Genomic DNA, 26,478 nt, shown 5'->3' on the forward strand with positions numbered 1-26,478 from the left:
CCTCCTATGGCTTATTACGTTAAAGCTGGGGTTGGTTCATTAAATAAAATCGCTTTAAATTGCGAGACACAATTACACATTAATAAGCGATCAAGCTTACTTTCATCATTAATCAGTTCGATCAAACTGCGCATAATATTGAGGTGAGAAAAAGAATCGATAGCCGCCAGACAAAATATAATCTTAACTGGCCCCATATCCTGATTACCGAAATCGACAGGATCACGCATGGTCATCACACTAAGTCCTAATTGATTAACACCATCTTCAGGCCGAGCATGCGCTAAAGCCAAATTTTTGCCGATAACGATATACGGACCATATTGTTCAAGCGAGCTAATCATGGCATCGACATAATTTTTTGAAATATAGTTTTTCTGCAAAAGCGGTTGAGCAACAAAAGTGATAGCTTGCTGCCAATTAGAGCAAGTTTGTTGCAATATAATGTCATCATCGGTAAGAATATCTTTCAACATAGGTTGGATTTTCCTTTTATTGATTTTAAGATTATTAATAGCTAAACACTTCTCCAATTGGTTATAAATCGGTGCAGACACCACTCCGCCACTCTCTTCAATTAAATTAACTAAAGCATAAAAAAGATCAGTGGCATCAGTGCAGTGATTAACCATACGTTGGTGATCACGGTTTTTAGCTAAAAAATCTGTAATGATAGGGTGATTTTTTTCTTTTAATATGGGTTCTAACACCAAAACAGGATGTTCATAATGTGGTAATGGAAAAGTCGAAAAAATCAAATCGAAATCAAGTTGCTGCAATAAATGCTGATCATTACGAGCCAAAATAGCCAAAATCTCGATATTGAAAAATTCTTTGAGTGATTGGGCTAAAAGATTAGAGGTCGCAATACCATGATCACAAATGACCACCGCTTTAAAATAGTAACTTCGCTCTTGGTTGATCTCACTGGCGAAAGCAGAAAAATGAATGGTTAAAAAAGCAACTTCGTCTTCAGATACTTTATTGCTTAAAGTGGTCTCAAGATTTAGGATAAATTGTGCAATAGCCGAATAGATAACACCATAGTTCTGTTTAATATTATCTAATAATGGATTAATGATATGGATATTATTACTTACCCGTGCGATTAACCCGGCTAAATGCTTACATAAATTTTCGTATAACTGTTCTTGTTTAATAGAAAACGGAATTTGTGTCTTTTCTTCAACATAATTGACCAATTTAATCGCCAATAATTGCGCATTTAACCAATCGATAGAATTATTGATATCCTTAGTATTAAAGGTCTCTAACATATAAATGATATATTGCTGTTCTTGACGACTAACTTGTAAAGCTGCGTGCTGACAAACCAACCGAATAAATTGATTAATACTGCCGGAATCATTATGAATAAAATCAGATCGAATCTTAGTGAGATGGTGATGTTGTTGATTACGAATAACCCAAATTGCAGTAAAAATAACAATTTGCTGTTTATAAATTTCATCATGGACTTGGCTCATTGTTTGTTCAGCAAGCTCAAATAATTTATTAATCAACATTTGCGGAATGTAACTAAATAACAACTGTTGAATTAAATTTAACTCTTTTAATGGCTGCTCATAATTGAGATTACTGGCATATTGATTTATCACCTCATACATCATCAAACGAATTGAACGTTCTAATCCAACTAATTGCATTCCTAATTTAGGTTGACTCACCAACTCAATATCATATTTTTTTAAACGCAATTTAAGTTTACGAATATCTTCGTCTAACACACTTTTAGAAACATAATAACTATTCTCTTTTTGGCTTAAAATGGTTGGTGTAACTGAAAAAGCAATAGCTAACAATAGATCAAATTGACGTTCTTCTTTGCTTAAAATGGGGGAAACGGGTAATTGTTGTAAGGCAATCTTAACTAATTGCTTTTGTTCATTAGTACCCTTGATAATAAAACCTTTATTACGGATTGAGGAGATAAGTGGCAACGCTCTTTTATGTAAAAAATCATTTATTTCTCGTATCTCATTTCGCATTGTGCGAGTACTTATCTGAAACTCTTCCGACAATGTATCAATAGTTAATGGATAATCAATAGATATGAATTTTCTAAATACTGCAATTGTTCTTGTTCGCATAAAACCATTCACCTATTTACTTCATAAATTTAGTATAAGTGAGTGATAGTGACATACCTAGTTGGTATTTTTGCAAATAATCATTGCAAAAATTAATTATGGATTAAGTAGTTAAAGTTTAGATGGCGGTGTTTTTTTTTAACAATAAGGTGATTTAAAGGCAGGAGAATATATCAATAACGGCATACTAACTATGCCATACGGAAGGCAAATCTATGGCAAATGAATCAAAAAATTATGCATTTGCCACTAAATAAAATTGAATAAATGATAGGCTAAATCATTTTTTCTTTTTCAAAATCACCGCCATCAAAGGACGGTGACAATGATAGATTGTCGCCGGCTTTAACATAATCAACTCTGCCAAAGGTATCGTCCAATCAGGAATGACGGTGTTTTCTAAGTGATCAGGATCGATCGTATTATCAATATCAAATAGCTGGGTATTAGCGAATAACGCCTCTTTTTTGGCAATATCGACATCATCACTGTCGCTAAGCATGTTGCAGTTTTCTAATATCTCTTGAGCAAATTGTTCTGGCCAATCTTCGGCAAAATGCTTTAATTTAGCTAAGCTTGAAATATGTCTTAACATGTCTCGGAACAACAACAAATAGACCATTTGAACGTTGCGACCTGACAAGTTAGCCAACTGTTCATCGGATAACGTAGTATTGATAACACTTGGGCCCCATTTAAAAAATAGCATAGCTATGTAGAATTTAACGATCCGTTTAATTGGCGCGTATTTTGCTTTAACTAACTTATCAATTTCACGAGATAATTGCATAGTCGGATAACCGACATGATTACGTCCATTCAAATCTCGCTCTGAAAGCGTTGGCTCACTCTGTTTTTTCTTGCCTGATGAAAGTTTTTTCAATAATCCTAACATGTTATAACTCTTACTATCTATTTTTTTGTCTAACTATTTCAAATAAACAAACGCCTGTGGCAACCGACACATTAAGCGAAGAAACAATCCCCGCCATTGGTATACTTACCAACTTATCGCAATGCTCTTTGGTTAATCGACGCATACCCTCACCTTCTGCGCCCATTACTAACGCCAGTGGCAAGGCTTTTGAATTTTTATAAAAATCGGTTTGATAAAGTGTACTTGTCGCTTCGCCAGCGGTGCCCACAATCCAAACTTGATATTCATCTTGTAACATCCGCATAGTCCGAGCAAGATTTGTCACTCTAACAACGGGTACACTCTCAGCCGCACCACATGCGACTTTCTGAGCAGTTGAATTAAGTGGTGCTGAGCGATCTTTAGGTACAATAATAAAACTCACGCCAGCAGCGTCAGCTGTGCGAATACACGCACCTAAATTATGCGGATCGGTCACGCCATCTAAAATTAAAATAACCGGATTTGGCTGTTGTTCCATTAATAATGGGATATCATTTTCCTGATAACCACGGTTTGGTTTAACCATTGCCAAAATACCTTGATGCACGCCATTTCTGGTTTTTTCATCTAAGTACTGTCTATTGGTCACTTTCACCGCTAAACCTAACTGTTCTAACTCATGAACAAGGGCATTTAGGCGCTTATCTTCTCGGCCTTTAGCGATAAAAACTTCAATAATTCTTTCAGGCGCACGCGTTAACAAAGCTTCAATCGCATGGATACCGTAAACTGTTTCACTCATCTATTTTTTACTCTTTTTTCTCTTATTGCTGGCGGTCGACGCTGATTTAGATGTCTTTTTAGCCGTAGCTTTAGCCGCTTTAGGTTTAGTGCGTTTTTTTGTTTTTGCCTCTACCGCCTCGCTCGCTTTTTTCTTTTGGCTTTCAGCTCGACTCTTACTTTTGCGTTTTACTGGTAAATCAGCTTCAATATCGACTTTTTTCGCTTTATCTTTTGCTGTCTTACCTTGACGTTGTGGCTTATTATCACTGTCTACCAATGAAAAATCAATTTTACGTTCTTCAGGATTAACATTTTCGACCTTTACTTGAACTTTATCACCTAAACGATATGTAAAGCGAGTATTTTCACCAATTAAACGATTACGCGATGCGTCATAAATATAATAATCATTTTCTAGCGACGAAACATGTACCAGACCATCAATAAACAGATCATCTAATCGAACAAAAAAGCCGAAGTTAACCACACTCGAAATAGTTCCATTAAACACCTCGCCAACATGATCTTGCATATAATCACATTTTAACCAGTCAACCACATCACGAACGGCTTCATCCGCACGGCGCTCAGTCATCGAACAGTGCTCACCAAAATAGAGCATCTCACTAGTGGAATAACGGTGCCCACCGGTTTTACTGGTTTTGTGCTGCTGATCAGCCAACACCCATTTGATCGCGCGATGTAATAACAAATCCGGATAACGACGAATTGGCGAGGTAAAATGTGCATACTCCTCAAGCGCTAACCCAAAGTGCCCACGATTTTCAGGATCGTAAATCGCTTGCTTCATCGATCGTAAAATCACCGTCTGCAACATCTCATGGTCAGGTCGGGCTTCAACTTCAACCATTAACTTAGCAATATCTTTTGGTTTGGGATTATTACCGCCACCGAGAGATAAACCGAGTTCACTTAAAATACTGCGTAAATTGTTCATGCGATCTTCATCCGGTCTATCATGTACACGAAATAGCGAAGGAATCTCAGCATTAATTACCAATTTTGCTGCTGCAACATTGGCTAAAATCATACACTCTTCAATAATCTTATGCGCATCGTTTCGTTGAACTAACTCGATGCTCTCAATACGTTTATCCGCATTAAAGATGAATTTTGGCTCTTCCGATTCAAAACCGATGGCACCACGAGCTACTCGGGCATTATCTAATACTTTGTAAAGCCCATAAAGATTTTCAAGATGAGGAACCAACTCACGATAATGTTCACGCAGCTCTTTATCGCCCTCTAAAATTTTGGCTACTTTGGTATAAGTTAATCGGGCATGTGAATTCATCACCGCTTCATAGAATTGATAACCAGTTAGACGTCCTTTATTCGACACGGTCATTTCACACACCAAACACAAGCGATCCACTTGCGGATTGAGTGAGCAAAGACCATTGGATAACACTTCCGGCAACATCGGGATCACCCGCGATGGGAAATAGACCGAAGTCCCTCGCAAACAAGCCTCTTTATCTAACGCTTTAGCCGATCGCACATAATAACTCACATCAGCTATCGCCACCCATAAACGGTAACCACCACCGCGATTCTTTTGGCAATAGACCGCATCATCAAAGTCACGCGCATCTTCACCATCAATGGTTACTAACGGCAACTCGCGTAGATCTTTACGGCCTTTTTTGGCGCTTTCTGGCACTTGTTCACTAAATTTGCTGGCCTCTTTTTCAACCATTTTAGGAAATTCATAAGGGATTTCATGATTACGTAATGAAATATCGATAGCTAAATTGGTTCCCATAATTTCGCCAAGTACTTCCTTAATCACGCCAACCGCTTTTTGACGTCGTTCAGGTCGTTGCTGTAATTCAACCACTACCACTGAGCCCATTCTGACAGTTCGATTTGGCTTACCAGCGATCAAAATATCAAAGTTCAAACGACTGTCATCCGGCACCACAAAGCCAACGCCTTGCTCAATAAAATAACGACCAACAATTTGATTAGTGCGGGGTTCTAAAATCCGCACCACGCGCGCTTCGGTCTTACCTCGGTATTGACTGTGGATTGGCTGAGCCAATATAACATCACCTTGTAAAACCTTTTTCATCTGCTCATGTGACAAGAAATAGTCTTCCGGCTTACCTTCAACTCGCAGAAAACCATAGCCATCACGATGTGCAATCACACTACCCTTAACCATATCGAATTTTTCTGGCAAGGCATAGCATTTACGCCGGGTATACACTACCTGACCATCACGTTCCATTGCCCGCAATCTGCGATGTAAAGCCTCTTTCTGCTCATCAGATTTGATTGATACGGCATTAGCTATTTTCTCTAAGCTGGCTGGTTTTGCTTCTTGGGTAAGATAATCCAAAATCAGTTCACGGCTGGCGATCGGCGAGTCATATTTTTGTGCCTCACGATCGTAAAATGGATCTTTTATCATATGGAGCGTCCTGTGATCGAATGTTGAGTTTAGGATAACATAGAGTTGTTTAACTTAAAATCTACATCCCTCCAATTATTAACAATATACATATTATTTTAATTACACTACAATCTTAAATTTATGATTTTCGGAAATTAACTAATTAACATTTTGGTTAAATAATTAGTAATTGTAAATTCAGCTAATCAATTGGTTCATTACATGAAGTATATTCTTATTTTTATTACTTTCATTTGGTTAAATAGCTATTTATCAACAGCTATCGCTGCCAATAATCCAAAATCGGTTAATCTCGAACAAAAAAATCAATCATCAGATCCGTATAGCAATAAAAGTAAAATATCTAATGCCACAATTGAGAAGATTAAACCTTTAATTAAAGATTGGCTCGATTATTATCACTTAGATATAGCAAATTTTTATACTGGGAATGAAAACTCTTGGCCATTTGATAAAAATTATCGAGGCATTTATACCAAAGGGTTTGAGTCTGCTAGTGATGATGTTTACATACCGCAAATATATGACTATTCACCAAGTAAACAAAAATATATCAGCTTTTTAGATATTTATCCTGAAACGCAATCTGATAAATATATTTTTTATGGCAACTCGGATTGCCAAGAAATTTATTTAATCGATCGTAAAAATAAAACTAAAAGAATCTTGCTTCGGTTAGGTCTGACACAATTTTTAGAAGCCATTTTTTGGCTAGATGAAGATCATTTTATTGCTGTTGGCTATCAAGAAGGTGAGTCTAACGACAGGTACTTTATGTATATATTTAGTCCTGATGATAAAATGGCTGACTATTATTTTGACGCAAAATCAGAAAAACTTAAACCAGATTATTTTTATCAAAACTTAAACAGAAGAGGCGTAATAATTGATTAATAATATTTATAATTGTTTTACGCGATTTTATAAAAACAGATAACTTTAGCAAAATTTCAGACAAACTAAATCAAATTTATTACAAGGAATGCAATTTATTATATCCATATAGCTACCAGCCTCATCAGGTAATTTGATGTAAGTAGCATTTAATAAATCACTACAGAGTAGTATTGTTGTATTAAAAAATGTCGATATTCCTAATTCACTTATTAACTATTTGATTTTTAATTTAATAAAATCTCATAGCGGTATAAATTTATTAATTGTATTTATAAAAAAATATTGAAAATACTTATTTCAAAGGATGTTTAAGAATGTCTATATCAACGAGATTTGATAAAGACTTATTCTATAGTTAGAGCAACAATGGCGATTGATATCATCGTTAAATTCTTTAAATCTGATGATATTCACTTCGCTGTTAACACTTAATTTTCCTAGATTGAGGTTTAAATATTAAAAAATATTACTAACTAAGGAGTTACACAAACAGCTGAAGTTCTTGTTGTACTTTTAGGATACCAACCAATGAAGCCAGATTTTTGATCTACATCAAACTGATAGCTATCGTTGTCAGGGTGAACTTCTTTTACCCAATAATAATAAACGTATTTAAATTCAGCATCATTGTAATTGCTCATAGAACCCCATTCAGTGAATAATCCTGCGCCAATCTGACGTTGATAATTGATACCCGTTGACCAAGGTGTCGCACCCGCGATTTCGTCACGTTTTGCGTTAGTTAAATCTTTTACTCCAGGCATACGGTAACCAATATTTTCACACCACAATTCGTGATCTCCAGGAGTAGCCACACCATTACCACGGCTAACAAACCACTGCTTTAACTTAAATCCATACTTGACGATATCTTTACCGCTATTATCTCTACCAACCAACTCGAATGTCTGAGGTAATATAGGTCTAGATATTGTTTTGATGTTGCTTGGATTATTAGAATACCATTGTCTAGGTTCTGCGAAAGGACCGGTTAATGTAACTTTAACCTTTGTTCCTGTAGAATCCGGCATCATAGTAGCGGTAATACCACTACGAGTAACAGGAGCCCAATTCAACGGACCACTACCGACTATAATTAAATCAAAATATAAATTATTAGCTCCTGTTGTAGGAAAATTCAAACCATAAGATGATAGATTAGTTGACTGAGTAATAAAACCTTTCTTATCAGCCCATATCGTAGAAGGCCCACGGAAGTCGGGTGTAACATAATTACCGGCGACAATTATTGTTTCATCATTTGAACTATGCTCTATGCTAGGTTTGGCAAAGCACACCTTTGGAATCAGTTTAGGATTTACATGGTAAGTTACATTACTCGCATTGAAATAACTACTTTTGGGAACACCATAACCAGTAGTTAATGTGCCATCCGAACTGGTTAATGTGATTTTATAAGGAGCCTTACAAATATCAAGAACTGCAGTTCGAGATACTGGTTGGTTATATTTATCGGTAATCGTTAGATTTAAATTACCTGTAACTATAATACCATCACTACCCTGACCATCGCCATCATCATCACCCCAATAATGATTAGGTGCGCTGATAAGCGAATTTAATGCTATTGAATTGCTGTCGGTTGGCACTAACATACCGATATCGGCAAAACTTTCACCACTATTTGGTAACTCTATTGGACTGCTTGATGAATCATTCATTGACGGGGTAAATTTAGTTCCATCAGACAAAGTTATCCAAAGAAAACCTTCCGAGCTAGTTTCTGAAGTAAGACCTCCATCAAAGGTTAAATAGGGTGCATTACCATGAATGATATTCGATGTTTTAGCGGTTAACGCTTGACTAGAACAACAAGCCAATAACAGTGAAATAAGCCATATCATTAGAAAGATCTGCCGGAATAACCAAGAGCTATGGAATGATTTTAGCAAAGTGCTTAAAATTTGTTGAAAAAATAGACTAAGGTGAAATAGTAAATATCGATGGCAAAAATTTGACGATTTTAGATTATTGGTTGGGCAGGTTGCGTGTTGCGTGTTGCGTGTTGAAAATTATAATGCATTTCGACATTCCTGTCAATTAAATTTATGTTTTATATGAATTTATTTTTTATTTCATTGCTTTCTAACTGATTTTCCTTCAGCGGGTAAAATTATAATAGCTCAAAAGATCGACGCAATATATTTTTGCGTTTAAATTGTTAACTTTTGTAAAAGTGCTCTTTAGGTATATTTAACTTACTGATATTAAAAATAAAAGTGATCGATTATCCCCTTGCAAATTTCCTGCTAAAATTTGATTTTCGGTTGGATTTAGCCAATTTTGTTATTAAAATCAAACTATTAATTAACATTAATCGTTTATTAGCAAAAATCTCACGCATGTTTGGCAAACTATCGGTATAAATGATGAATTATTGTTTTTTTGGGTAATGTTGTTCCACCTAATAAAGTTATCTAAAGTAAACTTTTAGTATTATGCACATGGGTATATACCATAATTAAAGATTCAATAATGATGCCCGACCATGAACTAAATTTGATAAGAAAATTCTGCAAGGTGAAAGCAGAAACTTTAATTACTAAAATTAGAGGAATTTAAATCATCGCTTGAACAGTTATTGATAGTTAATTGATTTACTATAATACAATTCGACATCCTTGTCGATTAACCACACGATTTATTGGGTTTTTGTTCTGATAGGTTTTTTATAACCTAATCGTCCTTTAGAACAATAAAAATTATAATAATTAGAAAAAACTAAGCAATGGTTTATAGCATTTAAATTGTTAATTTTTGTAAATTTATTTGTTTGGACGACTGTTTAAAAAACTTATTTGTTAATTTTTTAGCCATTAAAATAGTTTTTTTCAAAAAATTTCTTCAAAAAAAAGAACTCTGCACTGCATTTCACCCCAAAATTTCATATAGAAAAATTAACAAAATTAAAGTATTGAATAGCTATTTTGCTCTAGCCAATTACTTGCATTTTTTATTTAACCTCATAACCAAGAAATGAAAATGAAAACTAAGCCTAAGGTAAGGAACAAAAAACATAAAAATCGCTAGATGCATCATACTTATAAAAGTCCCCACCATACGGATACACAATGAATTGCTCACTACCAACTGAATCACTAGTCCAATAAAAATAGTCATTTCCAATACCTGCGTTAGGATAAAATATCATGTGACCCCATTCAGTAAAAAAACCAGCACCGATGCGACGCTGGTAATAATTACCAACTGATGATGGTGTAGCTCCAACCGCTCCTTGACAACGAGGCCCACTCCATGCCCCCGTACAAGCAGCATTAGTTAAATCTTTTACCTCAGGCATGCGATATCCAATATCACGACACCACAATGCCTGATTTATAGCTGTATCTTTTTTGCTACCACGATTGACAAACCATTGTTTTAATGTAAATCCATATTTGACAACAGCGTTACCATTCCCATCTTTACCGACTAACTCAAAGAGTTGAGGTAATTCAGGTTTAACGATGTTATTGGATCCAGTAAAACCCCATTGTGAAGGCGTTGCAACCGGACCAGTTAGGGTTACTCTCACACTAGTACCTGTAGAATTCGGTTCAAGCGTAGCGGTAATTCCCCCATGTTCAATCTGCTCTGGCCATATCAAAGATTGCGCACCACCTATATCTAAATCAAAATATAAATTATTGGCGCCTGTAGTTGGGAAATTTAGATGATAAGAGGATGGATTAATAGACTGGGGAATAAACCCTTTATTAGAATTCCAAATTGAAACTGGACCGCGAAAATCTATACCATTAATTTCAGTATTTGAACCGTATATTAGGTTAGGTTTAGCAAAGCAGACCTTTGGATGTTCATTAGGATTAACATAGTAAGTTGCACTACTAGCACTAAAACTACTACTATCAGGAACACCATAACGGGTGCGTAATGTACCGTCTGTACTCATTAAAGTTACTTTATAAGGCGCATCACATATCTTTAATACTTCATTACGTGCCACCGCATTGCCATTTTTATCAACAATAGATAGATTTAAACTACCGGTAGCCGTTATCCCATCAACACCCTGACCATCGCCATCATCATCACCCCAAAAATTATTAGGTGAACCGATAAGCGAATTTAATGCTATAGAATTACTGTCGGTTGGCACTAACATACCGATATCAGCAAAACTTTGACCACTATTTGGCAGCTCAATGGGTTTGATTGAAGAATTATTATTTGCTGGAGTAAATTTAATCCCATTGGACAAAGTTATCCAAAGAAAACCTTCCGAGCTAGTTACTGAAGTCAGACCGCCATCAAAGCTTAAATAGGGGGCATTACCATGAATAATATTTGACGTTTTAGCGGTTAACGCTTGACTACGACAGGTAGTCAATAACAGTGAAATAAGCCATACCACTAAAAAGATCTGCCGGAATAACCAAGAGCTAAGGAATGATTTTAGCGAAGCGCTTAAAATTTGTTGAAAAAATAGACTAAGGTGAAATAGTAAATATCGATGGCAAAAATTAGACGGCTTTAGATTATTGGTTGGGCAGGTTGCGTGTTGCGTGTTGCGTGTTGAAAATTATAATGCATTTTGACATTCCCGTCAATTAAATTTATGTTTTATTTGGATTTATTTTTTATTTTGTTGCTTTCTAACTGATTTTCCTTCAGCGGGTAAAATTATAATAGCTCAAAAGATCGACGCAATATATTTTAGCGTTTAAATTGTTAACTTTTGTAAAATTCCCATAAAATAACATTTAAAAGCAATCATCTAACAATGCTGACAAGCAAATTTTAAGTATTAAAAATACTTGTTAACAATTGATTTAGGTTGAAGGTAACAGATATTATCGTTTTAAAGTGCTTTTTTAATTTTTTACAATGTTACCGAGGGTATATTAATACTTTTCGCTTGCGAACAGTTTGATGTTATCTTGATTAAAAAAACGGACTGTTATAGTCCGTTTCCTTGTCTAAAGAATAATCTTTCCATGCCTTTTACAACATTTTTCGAGAGTTTTTCTGATAGCTTTTGTTTTCGTTGATAGTTAACTGCAATGATTTTATGCGTGTCTAAATGCGATAAGATAAAATCATCACTGGTACTAATTTCGTCAACTAAACCCTTTTCTTTAGCTTGTGTTGCAAACCAATGTTCTCCTGTAGCAACCTGTTCAATATCAATATTAGGTCGATACTCTTTTACAAAGTCTTTAAATAATAGATGCGTCTCTTCGAGTTCTTGTTTGAATTTTTGACGACCTTGGTCAGTGTTTTCACCAAACATAGTTAGGGTTCGTTTATATTCTCCCGCTGTTTGTAATTCAATATCAACATCGTGTTTTTTTAGTAATCGGTTAAAGTTAGGGATTTGCGCAACTACACCAATTGAACCGACAATTGCAAACGGCGCTGCAACAATTTTGCTAGCGGTACAGGCCATCATATAGCCACCGCTGGCAGCAACTTTGTCAACCACTGCTGTAAATGGAATATTGCGTGTTCTAAAACGTAATAATTGTGAAGCTGCAAGTCCATAACCATGCACTACCCCACCTGGGCTTTCAAGTTTTACTACCACTTGATCTTCTGGTTTGATGATAGCGAGCACCGCCGTGATTTCTTGACGTAGTTCTTCGACTTCGTGGGCATCCATACTACCGTTAAATGATAGAACAAATAACTTAGGTTTAGCATCTGATGATTTAGCATTTTCATCAGAGCTGTCTTTCTTTTTAGCAGCTTGTTTAGCTTGTTTTTTTTCGAGTTTTTTTTGTTTTTTAAGTTCTTTATTAAACTGTTTGGCTTCAACTTCATCCATGCTTGACATTAGCATGTCATCTTTGACTTGTTCATACTCTTGACTAATATCTTTTACAGATAAACGTCCAGCAATCGTTGATGATTTTCGCCGTTGACTTAAAATAAAAATTAATACCACTAAAATAGCAATAACAACAGTTGCTGTTTCAGCCAAGAAGAGAGAATACTGTGAAAACCAGTTCATTTAACTAATATCCTTAAGTTGAAAATTTTTGCTATTATAACAAGATAATTAACGATTGTGCCGAAAATCAATAAAGATTAAATTGTTGCTTTATTCGGCATTTTAAATTCTTTATACTGACAGCCTAATTTATTGCAATACGAGAATGAAAATGCCCTTACGCCCAATAACTGAAATCGCTGAAAAATGTAATATTCCTGAACAATACGTACTCCCTTACGGCAAACATGTCGCCAAAATCGACTTATCAATTCTTAACGACAAGCAAAATAGAGCGGATGGTAAATTAGTTTTAGTTACCGCTATTACGCCAACTCCGTTAGGTGAAGGTAAAACAGTTAATACCATTGGCCTGAGTGAAGGCCTTAACTATTTAGGTAAATCTGCTATCGCCTGTATTCGTCAACCTAGTTTAGGACCTGTTTTTGGGGTTAAAGGTGGTGCTGCCGGTGGCGGGCAAGCCGAAGTTTTGCCGATGGAAACATTAAATCTTCATCTTACTGGTGATATTCATGCGATCACCGCCGCCCACGATTTAGCGTCTGCGGCATTAGATTCTCGTCTTTATCATGAAGAGCGCCTTGGTGATGAATTTACAACACAAACTGGTTTACCACGTTTAAACATCGATGTTAATCGTATTGTTTGGAAACGCGTTATCGATCACAATGATCGCGCTCTGCGTAATATTACTGTCGGTGTTGGCGGTGGCGTCAATGGTATTGAACGCCGTGACGGATTTGAGATCACCGCTGCCTCTGAACTGATGGCAATATTGGCATTGGCATCCGATTTACATGATATGCGGACACGTATTGGTCGTATTATTTTAGCCTATAATACCCACGGTGAACCTATCACCGCCGAACAACTTGAAGTGGCTGGAGCCATGACGGTGTTGCTTAAAAATGCCATCAATCCAAACTTGATGCAAACCGTTGAGAACACTCCTGTGTTAATTCATGCCGGACCATTTGCTAATATTGCCCATGGTAACTCATCGGTTATCGCTGACCGCATTGCTTTGCAATTAGCTGACTATGTAATAACCGAAGCCGGATTCGGCTCAGACATGGGAATGGAAAAATTCTTTAACATTAAATATCGACAAGCTGGCGTTAAAGCATCCTGTGTGGTTTTAGTCGCAACTGTACGTAGCTTAAAATCCAATAGCGGTAAATATAATATTAAACCTGGACAAGCCATACCGAAAGAGATCTCAGAGTCTAATGTGGAATTACTAGAAATTGGTGCAGCTAATTTAGCGTGGCATATCAATAATGCTAAAAGTTATGGTTTACAAGTGATTGTTGCAATCAATCGATTCCCACATGATAGTGAAGAAGAATTAGCATTTTTACAAAAATACGCGATTGAACATGGTGCATTTGCCTGTGAAGTGAGTGAAGTATTTACTCAAGGCGGTAAAGGCGCAGAAAAACTGGCTAAACATGTGATTAAAGCGTGTGATATGCCAAGTGAAATCAAGTTACCTTATCCCGACAGTATGTCATTAATGGATAAGATTCAAACTATGGTAAAAAAATATGGAGCCAATAAAGCTAATTTATCGGAAACTGCCCTTAAAAACATCAAGGAAATTGAGGCGTTAAAGCTCGATCATCTACCACTTTGTATTGCGAAAACACCGATGTCGATAAGTGCCGATGCAAATTTAAAAAATGTACCGACAGACTTTGATGTCGACATCAGCCATTTAGCAATTTCGGCAGGCGCTAGTTTTATTCGTGTTTATGCAGGCAATGTAATGACAATGCCTGGGCTCGGTACCAATCCAGCTTATCGTCATATTGATATTGACAAAGATGGTAATATTGTTGGTTTAAGTTAATTCAAAATTGATTATGCAATATAAAGCCTTTATTGATGAAGAAAATTGTATTGGTTGTGGCAAATGTATTCGCGTTTGCCCTACTGATGCTATTGTTGGTAGCAAACAGGTGCTACATACGATATTACCGCAGTTCTGCACCTCTTGTAGTAATTGTATTAATACCTGTCCAACTGACTGTATTACCTTAACTACCCTTGGCGTTGCCCTAAGTGAGCAAGAAGAGTTGCTGTTAACCGAGAAGAAACAACAACGCTTAAGCCGTAATCAGTTAGTTCCACCTACTATTTTATTTCCTAGGTCGATGTCGACAAGTAGTGCGACTACACAGAAAGATCGCAAACAATCGATTGCCGACGCCATCGCCCGAGTTAAAGCCAGAAAAAACCTCGCTAATTAGCGAGGTTCTATTTTCTTAATTTTAGACCATTAAAAGTATTAAAGTATTACTCTTTATTACTTCTAAATGCACGTTTACGGTCGTTTTCGGTTAAATGACGTTTACATAGACGACATAGACGAACAGATAATGGCGTAACTTCAACTAACTCATCATCATCAATAAACGCTAATGCTTGTGCTAACGACATTGTCACTGGTGGTGATTATCTAGTTGCTTCATCACTACCCGATCAATGATCGCAAACAATCGATTGCCGACGCCATCGCCCGAGTTAAAGCCAAATTAAAAGGCCTGATTCCGGTTGAATATCGAAATCAGGCCTTACAAGCCGCTTAATAAAAGTGTCCAACTTTATGGGGTCACTTCATAATTAGCGAGGTTCTATTTTCTTAATTTTAGACCATTAAAAGTATTAAAGTATTACTCTTTATTACTTCTAAATGCACGTTTACGGTCGTTTTCCGTTAAATGACGTTTACGTAGACGAACAGATAATGGCGTAACTTCAACTAACTCATCATCATCAATAAACTCTAATGCTTGTTCTAATGACATTTTTACTGGTGGTGATAAGGTAGTTGCTTCATCCGTACCGGATGCTCGCATGTTAGTTAATTTCTTACCAGTTAAGCAGTTTACGGTTAAATCATTTGAGCGAGTATGGATACCAATAATTTGTCCTTCATATACTTCAGCACCATGACCTAGGAATAATTTACCACGATCTTGTAAGCTATAAAGTGCATAAGCTAACGCTTTACCCGTACCGTTTGAAATCATTACGCCATTAATACGTTGACCGATTTCACCTGGGCGAACATCATCGTAATGGCTAAATGTTGAGTAAAGTAAACCTGTACCAGATGTCATAGTCATAAATTCAGTTCTAAAACCGATAAGACCACGGCTTGGGATCACATAATCTAAACGCACCCGACCTTTACCATCAGGTAACATATTGGTTAAATCACCTTTACGTAAACCTAAGGCTTCCATCACTGAACCTTGGTGCTGTTCTTCGATATCTAAAGTCACTTGTTCGAAAGGTTCTTGTTTTTTACCATCGACTTCTCTATAGATAACTTTAGGACGAGATACACCAAGCTCATAACCTTCACGACGCATATTTTCGATAAGCACCGATAAGTGCAACTCACCACGACCTGAAACTTTAAATGCATCTGGATCTGGGGTTTCTTCAACGCGTAATGCCACGTTATGCACCAGTTCTTTATTTAAGCGTTCAAGGATTTGCCGAGAAGTGACATATTTACCTTCTTTACCGGCAAATGGTGAGCTATTAACATTAAAGAACATGGTTACCGTTGGTTCATCGACACTTAATGCTGGTAATGCTTCAACACAGCTGTTATCACAAATCGTATCTGAGATACCAAGTTCACCTAAACCAGTGATAGCAATAATATCGCCAGCTTCGGCAACTTCCGCTTCATAACGTTGTAAGCCTAAGTGACCTAATACTTGCCCAACTTTACCGGTGCGTTTGTTACCTTCGCTATCAACAATAGTGACTTGTTGATTTGGTTTAACGCGACCACGTTTGATACGCCCAATCCCAATAACACCAACATAATTGTTATAATCAAGTTGCGAAATTTGCATTTGGAATGGACCATCTAAATCCACTTTTGGTGGTTCTACATGTTCAACAATTGCTTCAAATAGTGGTGTCATATCTTGCGCCATGTCTTCATGATCAAGACCTGCAATCCCCATTAAAGCTGATGCATAAACAATTGGGAAATCAAGTTGTTCATCAGTTGCGCCAAGATTAACGAATAGGTCGAATACTTGATCGACAACCCAATCAGGACGAGCCCCCGGACGGTCAACTTTGTTGATAACCACAATTGGTTTTAAACCATAAGCAAACGCTTTTTGCGTCACGAAACGTGTTTGTGGCATTGGTCCATCCATTGCATCAACAAGCAATAATACTGAGTCAACCATCGACATTACACGTTCAACTTCACCACCAAAATCGGCATGGCCTGGGGTATCTACGATATTAATTCGATAACCATTCCAATCAATAGCGGTATTTTTAGCTAAAATAGTAATACCACGCTCTTTTTCAAGCGCATTAGAATCCATTATTCTCTCGTTGTCATCGCCACGCAAATTATCAAGCGTACCAGACTGTTTTAAAAGTTTATCAACCAAGGTTGTTTTACCATGGTCAACGTGAGCAATAATGGCTATATTTCTTAAATTTTCAATCACAATTAAAATCCCAATTAGGAGACAGATTCTTTAGGCGCAATATTGTACACCTTTTTAGTAAAAAAGTTGATCTATATCACAAAGTTTCTGCAAAAGAAGTTTAAGACTTGATATTTAACGAAAATAGTGCCTTATTTTTGCAAAATGCTAAGACTGTGGATCAATAAGTGAAACAAATTGCTCGGCGAATTCATCTACTTTAGCCCAATTTGTATACTCAATCACCTCTTTAGTAACATCAGTATCGCCCTTACCTAACCACATAATAAATCGAATCATATTACGATCAAACCAGTTATACTTAGGATAATAAAGCGCACCAGCGAATACCGCTTTGATAGTTGGTTGCCAGGCAATTTTAGCGAGAAACTTTTTGGTGTATAAATTGGTTTCAGGTGTATTTTTATGCGGTTTCCTCGCCACTACATTCACACCGAAGAATCCCGATTTAAGCGTATTTAATTGCGCAAAATTAGCATCAATAAATTTTTTCATGGTTTTACTGTAAAAACCATATCGAATTGAACAACCTATTAATACCGCTTGATAGCTGTCAAGATCAATCTTACTTCCGGGTAAGAGCTCAAGCAAATCACAATCACATTTACCCACAAGATGCGTTTTTATTCGCTGCATAATTTTAAGGGTTTGCTTTTCGTGAGTGGTGTAAAGCAGTAAGACCTTCATTTTACGTTTCCTATTAGCGTTTATAAATGTACCCGAGGACAACGGAATGTCGCCTAAAATTTGTCTTAAAAGCTATTGCCAAGTTGATTTCACATAAACCTATGCTTTGCAATAGACAAATTAAGAAATAAAAATAACAACATATTATATACCAATATTAAAACAGAAAAACGAATGCGTTAATTTTACTTTTTTATTTTTTAAAAAGAAATGACGGCTTTTTTGGTTAAACCAAGAGTAATCGAGATGGAATTGGTTAATAGAATTTTGTGATATAGCTAGCAATTCACAGAAAAAAAGTTTGAAATACCAAATTTATGTCTTTATTATAAAGATAAAATCTGTGTTTTAATCTTTTTAGCATTAATTTATTGTCTGTTATAGACATTAAGCACTACAAAAAACTATTTATACATCTGGAGATATCTTATGAAAAATACTGTCGCAATATTGGAAAAACCGGGAAAAATGGTTATCAAAGAGACGCAAATGCCTACCCCTAAAGATGATGAAGTTTTAATTGAAGTAAAATATGTTGGTATCTGCGGTTCAGATGTTCATGGATTCGAACACGGCCCCTATATTCCACCTAAAGACCCAAATCAAGTTATTGGTTTGGGTCATGAATGTTCCGGAATTATAAAAAAAATCGGTAAAAATGTTAGAAAATTCAAGGTCGGACAACGAGTATGTATAGAACCTGGAGTACCTTGTTATACCTGTGAGTTTTGTTTATCTGGTCATTACAATATCTGTCCTAATGTTGACTTTATGGCTACTCAGCCCAATTATCGCGGCGCACTTACTAACTATTTAACCCATCCTGAAGCAATGACCTTCCATCTTCCTGAAAACATGTCACTAATAGAAGGTGCACTTGTTGAACCTGCGGCAGTAGGTATTCATGCAGCTAAAATGGCCGGTGATTTATTAGGTAAATCCGTTGTAATTTTAGGTGCTGGCTGTATTGGTCTGATGACACTACAAGCATGCAAATTGAAAGGCGCAGCAAAAATTGTAATGATCGATATCTTAGACAATCGGTTAAATAAAGCCATTGAACTAGGTGCAACGGCAACCCTCAAAGGTAACGATCCGCAATTAACCGAGAAAGTTAAAAGTATTGTTGGCGAATATGGTGCTGATGTGGTACTAGAAACTGCTGGTTCAATTTTCACTGCGGAAAAAGCTTTAGAAGTGGTTAAACGCCGAGGAAAAATTCTAATCGTTGGTTCTATTGCGGGTGGTGTTCCTGTTGAATTTTTGAAAATTAACCGTGAAGTCACTATTCAAACTGTTTTCAGATATGCCAATGATTTTCCGGCAACCATAGATTCTATCGCTAATGGAGACTTTGACGTAGATTCAATCGCCGATCGTTTTTTTAATTACCAAGATACTCAAAAGGCCTTTGAATTTTCAGTTAACAACAAAAAAGAGTTAATTAAAGGCGTAATCAAAGTAGCTGATTAAAAAGGAGTTCGGAAATGAGCAGTGTTGAGGTGATTTGTATTGGTGCAGCAATTGTTGATTTACCTTTATATCCGGTAGGTGAACATATCTTTAAAAATGTTTCTTATCCAGTTGATAACATATCAATGACGATAGGCGGAGATGCAATAAATGAAGCAACAATTATTACAAGACTTGGTCACAAAGTATCATTATTTGCGATGGTTGGTAATGATGTTGCAGGTAAATTTATTAAAGATTTTGCCCAACAAAATAATATTATTACAGACAATTTAATAACCCGAGAAGATATCACCACATCTATAAATGTAGGTTTGGTTCAGGAAGATGGTGAGCGAACTTTTGTCACCAATAGAAATGGTAGTCTTTGGAAGATGTCATTACAAGACATTGAACTGGCTAATATCAAACAAGCAAAAATCTTATCTTTAGCAAGCATTTTCAATAATCCTAAATTGGATAATCACGCATTAGTTTCAATTTTCAAAAAAGCAAAATCTGAACATATGATTATTTGCGCTGATATGGTTAAGAGTCGGTTAGGTGAAAGTTTAAACGATATAGCTGACGCATTAAGTTATATTGATTACTTCTTCCCCAATTATGATGAAGCATCTGAGCTCACAGGGAAAACAGAACTGAGTGAGATTGCGGATACTTTCATTGCATTAGGGGTAAAGAACGTGCTTATCAAAATTGGAAAAAAAGGTTGTTACATTAAAAACCAACATCTAAGCAAAATTGCCCCCGCGTTCAAAATACCTAAAGGCGTCAAAATTGATACTATCGGCGCAGGCGATAACTTTGCATCAGGATTTATTTCTGCCTTATTAAGAGGACAATCAATTGAAGAGTGTGCGGTATTTGGTAATGCAGTAGCTTCAGTATCAATTGAGTCACTAGGGGCAACAACCGGCGTGAAAAGTCGTAAACAAGTAGAAGAGATGATCGCAATTTATGAAAAAAGTAATGGGAGAGTGAGTTGTGAATAAAATGAAATTAGGTAAAACTGGACTTGATATATCAAGAATTGGCTTAGGAACATGGGCAATTGGTGGTGGTCCCGCTTTTGGCAATCAAGATAATAAACAAGCTTCAATAGAAACAATTAGATATGCACTTGAAAAAAATATAAATTTTTTAGATACCGCTCCAGCTTATAATTTTGGCAATAGTGAGTCAATTGTTGGCGAAGCAATTAAAGGAATACGCGACAAATACATCATTATTACCAAATGTGGTATTACATGGGAACGAGAAGGAAGTTTTTTTAATAAAGTTGGCGAACGCTCTCTATTTAAAAATTTATCAAAAGAATCAATTAGATTAGAAGTTGAGAGTAGTTTGAAACGACTACAAACTGACTATATTGATGTTTATATGACTCATTGGCAATCAGTTGAACCTTTTTTTACACCAATTTCAGAAACCGTTGCAGTGTTAAATGAATTGAAAGCAGAAGGCAAAATAAAGGCAATCGGTGCAGCCAATGTAGATATCAACCATGTCAAAGAATATCTAAAATATGGTCAATTAGATATTGTCCAAGCAAAATACAGTGTATTAGATAGGCAAGTTGAGAAAGAGCTGTTACCTTTGTGTAAGGAACATGATATTACTCTACAAGCTTATTCCCCTTTAGAAATGGGCATTTTAACTGGTGCCATTGAAAAAGATTATATTGCCCCTAAAGGTACAGCAAGATTTGGAAAAAAGTGGTTTGAACCTAAAAATTTATCTAATGCTATTGATATGATGAATAAATGGAAACCATTATGTGAAAAATATCACTGTAGTATCGCCAATCTTGCTATCGCTTGGATACTTGCGCAAGGTGATAATATTAATGTGCTTAGTGGTTCCACCACTAAAGCTGAATTAGATGAAAACAGCAAAGCGACAAATATAAACTTATCCGAACAAGATAAAAATTATATTAGAAAACTAGCCGAAGATATTTCATAAAAACAAGGCTCATTCAGCTGACTAATAAACCTACTAAGTTAAGATAATCAAATTAATTTAGTAGGTTATATGGATAGTTATTTACCATAAGTTAAAACAAAAATAACGCTATTTGCTCTCTAACTTATCAAGCTCAATAATTAATATATTAACTCTATCTGGTTAGTTTTGAGATAGGTAATCCACTCTTCACTCGGCTCTTTATCCGTAATAATGGTGGTAATATTAGATAGATTGGTTAAATGAACAAATGCTTTTTTGTTAAATTTTGATGAATCTGCAAGTAGTATCACTTCAGTAGCTTGTGAGATCATGCGCATTTTTAATTTAGCTTCATCTTCGTTGGAATCGGTAATACCTGTAGCTATATCTAATCCTTTACAACTAATAACGGCAGTATCTACATTATAGTTGCAAATCGATTGCTCAGCTAATGTGCCTTGTAGTGAAAGTGATTGCTTATTAAACATACCGCCAGTAGACAAAATATTCACCGATGACAGCATGAGTTCGCGTAATGCTTCAGTCGAATTAGTAACAATAGTCAAATCATTGCGATCTTTTAATAATTTTAAGGTTTCCATTACGGTCGAACTAGAATCAGCCGATATGGTCGACCGGTTTTTAAGCAGTTGTACAGTTTTAATTGCGATATTTTGTTTTTGCTCAAAATTCTTTTCAGCTCTTTTATAGAACGGGATGTTGGATACAATCTCTTCCCCATTAAATACTGCACCGCCATAAGTTCTAGTCGCAAAATTTTCAGCTTCAAGTTTTTCTAAATCTCTTCTTATTGTCTCTTCGGTGACTGAAAACTTTTGGCTTAAATCAGACACTAATACTTTTTTGTCATTAAGTAATAATTGCCTAATAGTTGCTAATCGATTTGTTCCTTTCATAGTATTTAGCTCTGAATTTTGGATTTCATTGCATAATATCATATTTTTTTGCAGAAAAAAAAGTTACTTCTACAACGTTATTCTGTGAAAAAAATAAATAAATTCATTTTTTAAATCAAAAACTATAGAAACTAACACTTCTATAGTTTTTGGGTGGTTAGCCATTATTGCGGGCTTTTGCCTTCAGCACCAAATAGTGTGATTTTTTCAATCGCTCTATTTTTTACTGCGGCTCGAACACTTCTTTCAAGCTCAAGGAAGGATGCATTAACATTTTTTCGAATCGCATCCATCGCTGCCAAACAAAGTTCCGTATGAATATTGATTTTCGAAATACCTAAAGATATTGAAGTTTTGATATCATGATCGGCTATCCCTGATGCGCCATGAAGAACAATTGGAATATCAACAGCATTTCTTACTTTTTCAAGAACATCAAAAGCAATTTTAGGTTCTGAAGAATAAACACCATGCACATTACCAATAGCAACCGCCAAAGAATCACACTGTGTTCTATCAACAAATTCTGCCGCTTGTGAAGGCTCAGTATAATGATAGCCCGATAACGCTTCTTCATAAATAGTTTCATTCCCCACATGCCCTAATTCAGCTTCAACAGGTACACCTAACGGATGAAAATAATCAACAACTTCTTTGGTAAGTTTAATATTCTCTTCAAACGGACAAGCAGAAGCATCTCGCATAACCGAATTCATACCATAATTATAGGCATTTTGAACAATCTCCATACTTCGTCCATGATCCCAATGAGTGATAACTGGAACAGAGGCATTTTTAGCCATCGAAACCATCATTGGTGCGAACTCTTCAAATATGGTATTACCGATAAAACCGGTACCAAAAGAGATAATAATTGGCGCTTTAGTTTCTTCAGCGGCATCAATAACGCCCATTAGCATTTCGGCATTCCATACATTAAAATGTGGAATAGCAAAACCGTTCTTTTGTGCAAATTCTTCCCAATATTTTATATTTGCTAACATGTTATCTCCTATTCGTTTTAGTCATTAAAGTCATATGTCAAAATGACTTTAATCGCTTCTTTGTTTGCCATTAACTCAAAACCTTTTTCCCATTCAGATAGTCCAAATCTGTGGGTTATCATTGGTTTAACTTTAATTTTTCCATCTGCTAATAATCTAATAGCGTTACGCCAGGTGGTTGAGTCATAAGCCATATGTCCAATAATACTTATTGCCCATGACGTAATATCATTAATTGGATAATTAAAAGGTTTGAAACCCATACCGATTCGAACCACTTCACCATTCGGTCTAAGCATATCTATTGACTGTTTAAGTGCGATATTGGCACCTGAACACTCCAACACTAGACCTAAATTATCTACGCCACATATTTCCTGACATCGTTTTACAACATCTTCTTTAGAACCATTGACTAAATGCGTTGCACCAAGTTGTTTAGCTACTGCAAAACGTTTCTTGGTATCTTCTTCAAGCCCGACCATGACAATATTTACCGCGCCCATTAGCTTTGCCATCTGCACAGAAAACAATCCCAAAGGACCAGTACCAATAACCACCACATCGTTGCCCGGTAAAAAACTTGAACGTTGAGCAATTGCTTTATAAGCATTACAGATTGGGTCAAGTACACAAGCTTCTTCATAATCTAAATTTTCAGGGATTTCCCAAATTGCATGTTTATGAATTCTTAGAATTTCACCGGGGATTAAACAATATTTTGAAAACCCACCTCCCCAACGGTTATTATCAAGACCAAGATTTACTTTTTCTTTGCAGGTTAAAAAATCACCCTTATCACAAGCCGGACATTTACCACAAACATGTCCAGAGTTATCTGAGACAATCCTCTGCCCAACATGCCAATCAGTCACTTTGCTACCAACTTTGACGATCTTTCCTGCAAATTCATGACCTCTGATGGAATTAAATTCATCAGAACCATTTTCAACACGAAAATGTTTCATATCAGCACCACAAATAGCCGCGGCTTTAACTTCAATGACAATATCTTCATCACCACAAACCGGCTCAGGAACATCAATTAAACGATATCCACCAAACTCTTTTCCATATCTTGCTAACGCTTTCATAATTCACTCTCCAGATTAAATTAACTCTCTTTTTTAACAATATTACCAATATCCTCAACGGATGCGCTCCTCGTCTCAATACCAACAATGGCAATGATTAACGCGGTAGCAATAGCCACGCCACCAAGCAGTAAGAACACGCCAACAACACCTGAAGTATTTAAAAAATAGGCAACGCCATATGGTGCTATGATGCCACTCACTCGCCCGACAGCATTGGCAAGTCCTGCACCACGCATTTTTGCTGCTGTTGGCCATATTTCTGGCACATAAACAGCTGATGCATAACAAACATACATATAAACAAAGGTAATTAAGAAAAATCCCAAGATAGATATTGTGGTCATATCGCTTTGTAATGAATATATATAGCCTAAGACAGCAATAATAATTAATAGACCAATCCCCATGATTTTTCTTGGAATTTTGTCAATAATAAACATCGCAATAAATATGCCGATTGGTGCACCAAACATACTCATCGTATTTAATAAAACTGAATCTTTTAAATTGATACCTTGTTTCAAGAAGATGGTTGGTAGCCAATTAATTAGGGTGTACTGCACAACATTCATTGCGATAAGAACAAATGATCCTAAAATGACACGTTTTAATAATTCCCCTTGAAACAGTTGTGAATAGGAGATATTGGTTTCTTTAGCATTATCCAGTTTCTCATATGGCGGTAATGGTTTACCTGTTTCGGCAACAACACGTTTTTCAATATCTGAAACTATTTTTTCAGCTTCGGCATATCTACCTTGAGATTCAAGCCATCGAGGCGATTCAGGAAAATGACGATAGGTAACCCAAAAGAGTATAGTCGATAAAAAAGCGGGAACTAAAAGCTGTATACGCCAATTCATTTCCGGGGCGATAGCCGGAGTAATAGCCATGGCAATTAATGAACAAACAGGATAAGACCAATTTCCTATAAACGAAGCACGTGCAGACCATGTTCCCCTTGTTTTACTAGGAACATATTCAGTAAAACCGGCAAATAATGTTACTAGTAAGGCACCTAAGGCAAATCCCATAACAAATCGACAGGCAATTAAGAACGTCATATTGGGTGACATAGCACCAATAACCATCGAAATAATATGGATAAAGACAAAAAGCAGGTAGCTTTTTCTTCTGCCAATCCTATCGCCAATAATCCCGCCGATAAAAGCACCAAAAAACATACCAGCTGTAGTTAGCGACGAAAAGATCGCGGTAATGTTATTGTTTGTCCAACCAATTTCTTGCAATTGGGCGAGCATTAAACCACCAATTGCATTACTCCAACTAACCAACAAACCAAAAGCGACTAAACCAAAAATTTTCCATTGATTTTTACTTGTTGGTAACCTATCTAATCTTGCCCCACAATAGGGTTTTGTTATCTCATTCATTGCTTCCAACCTTATTCAATTAAGCCAAACAACCAAGCGATTAATTATTAATTAACAATCACCTTTTTTTGAAAACAGACAAAATATGACACCATTATTTTTTAAAGTCAACACAAATTCTTTTATTCAAAGATTTTATGTTGGATTGTGATATTGTTGTTTTTGAATAAACAAATTGAATAAAATTTAATTATAATCATCGAATTATCCAAATAATTGAAAATTAAAAAACCATATGTATTGATATACCACACCAATAACATTCTGCAAATTTTGTGAAATAGCGCACATAAAAAAGATTTTTTGTTTGAATTAATCATTTTTTCTTGGAATATTACATTATTATTTTGATTAATCATTAGGGATATTAATGAT

General features: G+C 36.0%; 20 protein-coding genes and 1 pseudogene. 7 read left to right on the forward strand and 14 right to left on the reverse strand.

Going from position 1 to position 26,478, the window contains the following annotated elements; genetic code table 11:
* Positions 1-14 precede the first annotated feature (14 nt).
* The 4 genes from DKK70_RS12040 to rnr form a co-directional block, all read right to left on the reverse strand.
* Positions 15-2,111, reverse strand: coding sequence for a BglG family transcription antiterminator (locus DKK70_RS12040; RefSeq protein WP_110434232.1), 2,097 nt, complete (start codon positions 2,109-2,111; stop codon positions 15-17).
* 280 nt (positions 2,112-2,391) lie between these two features.
* Complete coding sequence (locus DKK70_RS12045; protein ID WP_110434233.1) at positions 2,392-3,006, reverse strand: hypothetical protein; 615 nt, start codon at positions 3,004-3,006, stop codon at positions 2,392-2,394.
* 13 nt (positions 3,007-3,019) lie between these two features.
* Positions 3,020-3,772, reverse strand: a complete 753-nt coding sequence (rlmB, locus tag DKK70_RS12050; protein ID WP_110434234.1) for a 23S rRNA (guanosine(2251)-2'-O)-methyltransferase RlmB — start codon at positions 3,770-3,772, stop codon at positions 3,020-3,022.
* Positions 3,773-6,190 (reverse strand): ribonuclease R, encoded by a 2,418-nt coding sequence (rnr, locus tag DKK70_RS12055; RefSeq protein ID WP_110434235.1) that lies wholly within the window; start codon positions 6,188-6,190, stop codon positions 3,773-3,775.
* 204 nt (positions 6,191-6,394) lie between these two features.
* Between rnr and DKK70_RS12060 the strand changes: the two genes are divergently transcribed.
* A complete protein-coding gene (locus DKK70_RS12060; protein ID WP_110434236.1) occupies positions 6,395-7,087 on the forward strand; it encodes a hypothetical protein in 693 nt (230 codons plus the stop codon).
* A 476-nt stretch (positions 7,088-7,563) separates the two neighbouring features.
* Here DKK70_RS12060 and DKK70_RS12065 read toward each other — a convergent pair whose 3' ends face one another.
* From DKK70_RS12065 to sohB, 3 genes are all read right to left on the reverse strand, one after another.
* Entirely contained in the window at positions 7,564-8,955 is a 1,392-nt protein-coding gene (locus DKK70_RS12065) for a hypothetical protein (protein WP_110434237.1), read from the reverse strand.
* A gap of 1,151 nt (positions 8,956-10,106) precedes the next feature.
* On the reverse strand, positions 10,107-11,486 hold the full coding sequence (locus tag DKK70_RS12070; protein ID WP_110434238.1) for a hypothetical protein: 1,380 nt from the start codon (positions 11,484-11,486) through the stop codon (positions 10,107-10,109).
* 546 nt (positions 11,487-12,032) lie between these two features.
* Complete coding sequence (sohB, locus tag DKK70_RS12075) at positions 12,033-13,085, reverse strand: protease SohB (RefSeq protein WP_110434239.1); 1,053 nt, start codon at positions 13,083-13,085, stop codon at positions 12,033-12,035.
* Between the two features lie 145 nt (positions 13,086-13,230).
* Between sohB and DKK70_RS12080 the strand changes: the two genes are divergently transcribed.
* Together DKK70_RS12080 and DKK70_RS12085 are read left to right on the forward strand one after the other, a co-directional pair.
* The gene (locus DKK70_RS12080; RefSeq protein ID WP_110434240.1) at positions 13,231-14,937 is read left to right on the forward strand and encodes a formate--tetrahydrofolate ligase; all 1,707 of its coding nucleotides are present in this window, start codon (positions 13,231-13,233) and stop codon (positions 14,935-14,937) included.
* Positions 14,938-14,950: 13 nt separating this feature from the next.
* The gene (locus tag DKK70_RS12085; RefSeq protein WP_034885086.1) at positions 14,951-15,337 is read left to right on the forward strand and encodes an RnfABCDGE type electron transport complex subunit B; all 387 of its coding nucleotides are present in this window, start codon (positions 14,951-14,953) and stop codon (positions 15,335-15,337) included.
* A gap of 46 nt (positions 15,338-15,383) precedes the next feature.
* On the opposite strand, the pseudogene DKK70_RS12090 reads toward DKK70_RS12085, so the two are convergent.
* Positions 15,384-15,569, reverse strand: a pseudogene (locus DKK70_RS12090) (hypothetical protein); the annotation flags it as partial.
* Here DKK70_RS12090 and DKK70_RS17280 point away from each other — a divergent pair.
* Positions 15,551-15,676: a hypothetical protein gene (locus tag DKK70_RS17280; RefSeq protein WP_258363946.1), complete on the forward strand. Its 126-nt coding sequence runs from the start codon at positions 15,551-15,553 to the stop codon at positions 15,674-15,676. The pseudogene DKK70_RS12090 and the gene DKK70_RS17280 sit on opposite strands and share 19 nt — an antisense overlap.
* 84 nt (positions 15,677-15,760) lie before the next feature.
* Here DKK70_RS17280 and typA read toward each other — a convergent pair whose 3' ends face one another.
* Positions 15,761-17,584, reverse strand: a complete 1,824-nt coding sequence (typA, locus tag DKK70_RS12095; protein ID WP_110423962.1) for a ribosome-dependent GTPase TypA — start codon at positions 17,582-17,584, stop codon at positions 15,761-15,763.
* Positions 17,585-17,731: 147 nt separating this feature from the next.
* Complete coding sequence (gene hemG, locus DKK70_RS12100) at positions 17,732-18,271, reverse strand: menaquinone-dependent protoporphyrinogen IX dehydrogenase (RefSeq protein WP_110434241.1); 540 nt, start codon at positions 18,269-18,271, stop codon at positions 17,732-17,734.
* Positions 18,272-18,700: 429 nt separating this feature from the next.
* On the opposite strand from hemG, the gene DKK70_RS12105 reads away from it, so the two are divergent.
* Genes DKK70_RS12105 through DKK70_RS12115 form a run of 3 tightly spaced genes read left to right on the forward strand, consistent with a single transcriptional unit; the run spans position 18,701 to position 21,709 of the window.
* Positions 18,701-19,744, forward strand: a complete 1,044-nt coding sequence (locus tag DKK70_RS12105) for an NAD(P)-dependent alcohol dehydrogenase (protein WP_110434242.1) — start codon at positions 18,701-18,703, stop codon at positions 19,742-19,744.
* 14 nt (positions 19,745-19,758) lie between these two features.
* On the forward strand, positions 19,759-20,736 hold the full coding sequence (locus DKK70_RS12110) for a carbohydrate kinase family protein (RefSeq protein ID WP_110434243.1): 978 nt from the start codon (positions 19,759-19,761) through the stop codon (positions 20,734-20,736).
* Positions 20,729-21,709 carry an aldo/keto reductase gene (locus DKK70_RS12115; RefSeq protein ID WP_110434244.1) on the forward strand — a complete coding sequence of 327 codons (981 nt, stop codon included), beginning with the start codon at positions 20,729-20,731 and terminating at the stop codon, positions 21,707-21,709. The genes DKK70_RS12110 and DKK70_RS12115 overlap by 8 nt, the downstream gene beginning before the upstream one ends.
* Before the next feature lie 140 nt (positions 21,710-21,849).
* Here DKK70_RS12115 and DKK70_RS12120 read toward each other — a convergent pair whose 3' ends face one another.
* The 4 genes from DKK70_RS12120 to DKK70_RS12135 all read right to left on the reverse strand — a co-directional run bounded on the left by DKK70_RS12120 (position 21,850) and on the right by DKK70_RS12135 (position 26,103).
* Positions 21,850-22,608 carry a DeoR/GlpR family DNA-binding transcription regulator gene (locus DKK70_RS12120; protein ID WP_110434245.1) on the reverse strand — a complete coding sequence of 253 codons (759 nt, stop codon included), beginning with the start codon at positions 22,606-22,608 and terminating at the stop codon, positions 21,850-21,852.
* Positions 22,609-22,772: 164 nt separating this feature from the next.
* Complete coding sequence (locus DKK70_RS12125) at positions 22,773-23,612, reverse strand: class II fructose-bisphosphate aldolase (RefSeq protein ID WP_086359558.1); 840 nt, start codon at positions 23,610-23,612, stop codon at positions 22,773-22,775.
* A 17-nt stretch (positions 23,613-23,629) separates the two neighbouring features.
* Positions 23,630-24,706 (reverse strand): zinc-binding dehydrogenase, encoded by a 1,077-nt coding sequence (locus DKK70_RS12130; protein WP_086359557.1) that lies wholly within the window; start codon positions 24,704-24,706, stop codon positions 23,630-23,632.
* A 20-nt stretch (positions 24,707-24,726) separates the two neighbouring features.
* Positions 24,727-26,103 carry an MFS transporter gene (locus DKK70_RS12135; protein ID WP_110434246.1) on the reverse strand — a complete coding sequence of 459 codons (1,377 nt, stop codon included), beginning with the start codon at positions 26,101-26,103 and terminating at the stop codon, positions 24,727-24,729.
* Positions 26,104-26,478: the final 375 nt, after the last annotated feature.

This window comes from Gilliamella apicola (assembly GCF_003202655.1).
Lineage (GTDB): Bacteria > Pseudomonadota > Gammaproteobacteria > Enterobacterales > Orbaceae > Gilliamella > Gilliamella apicola_R.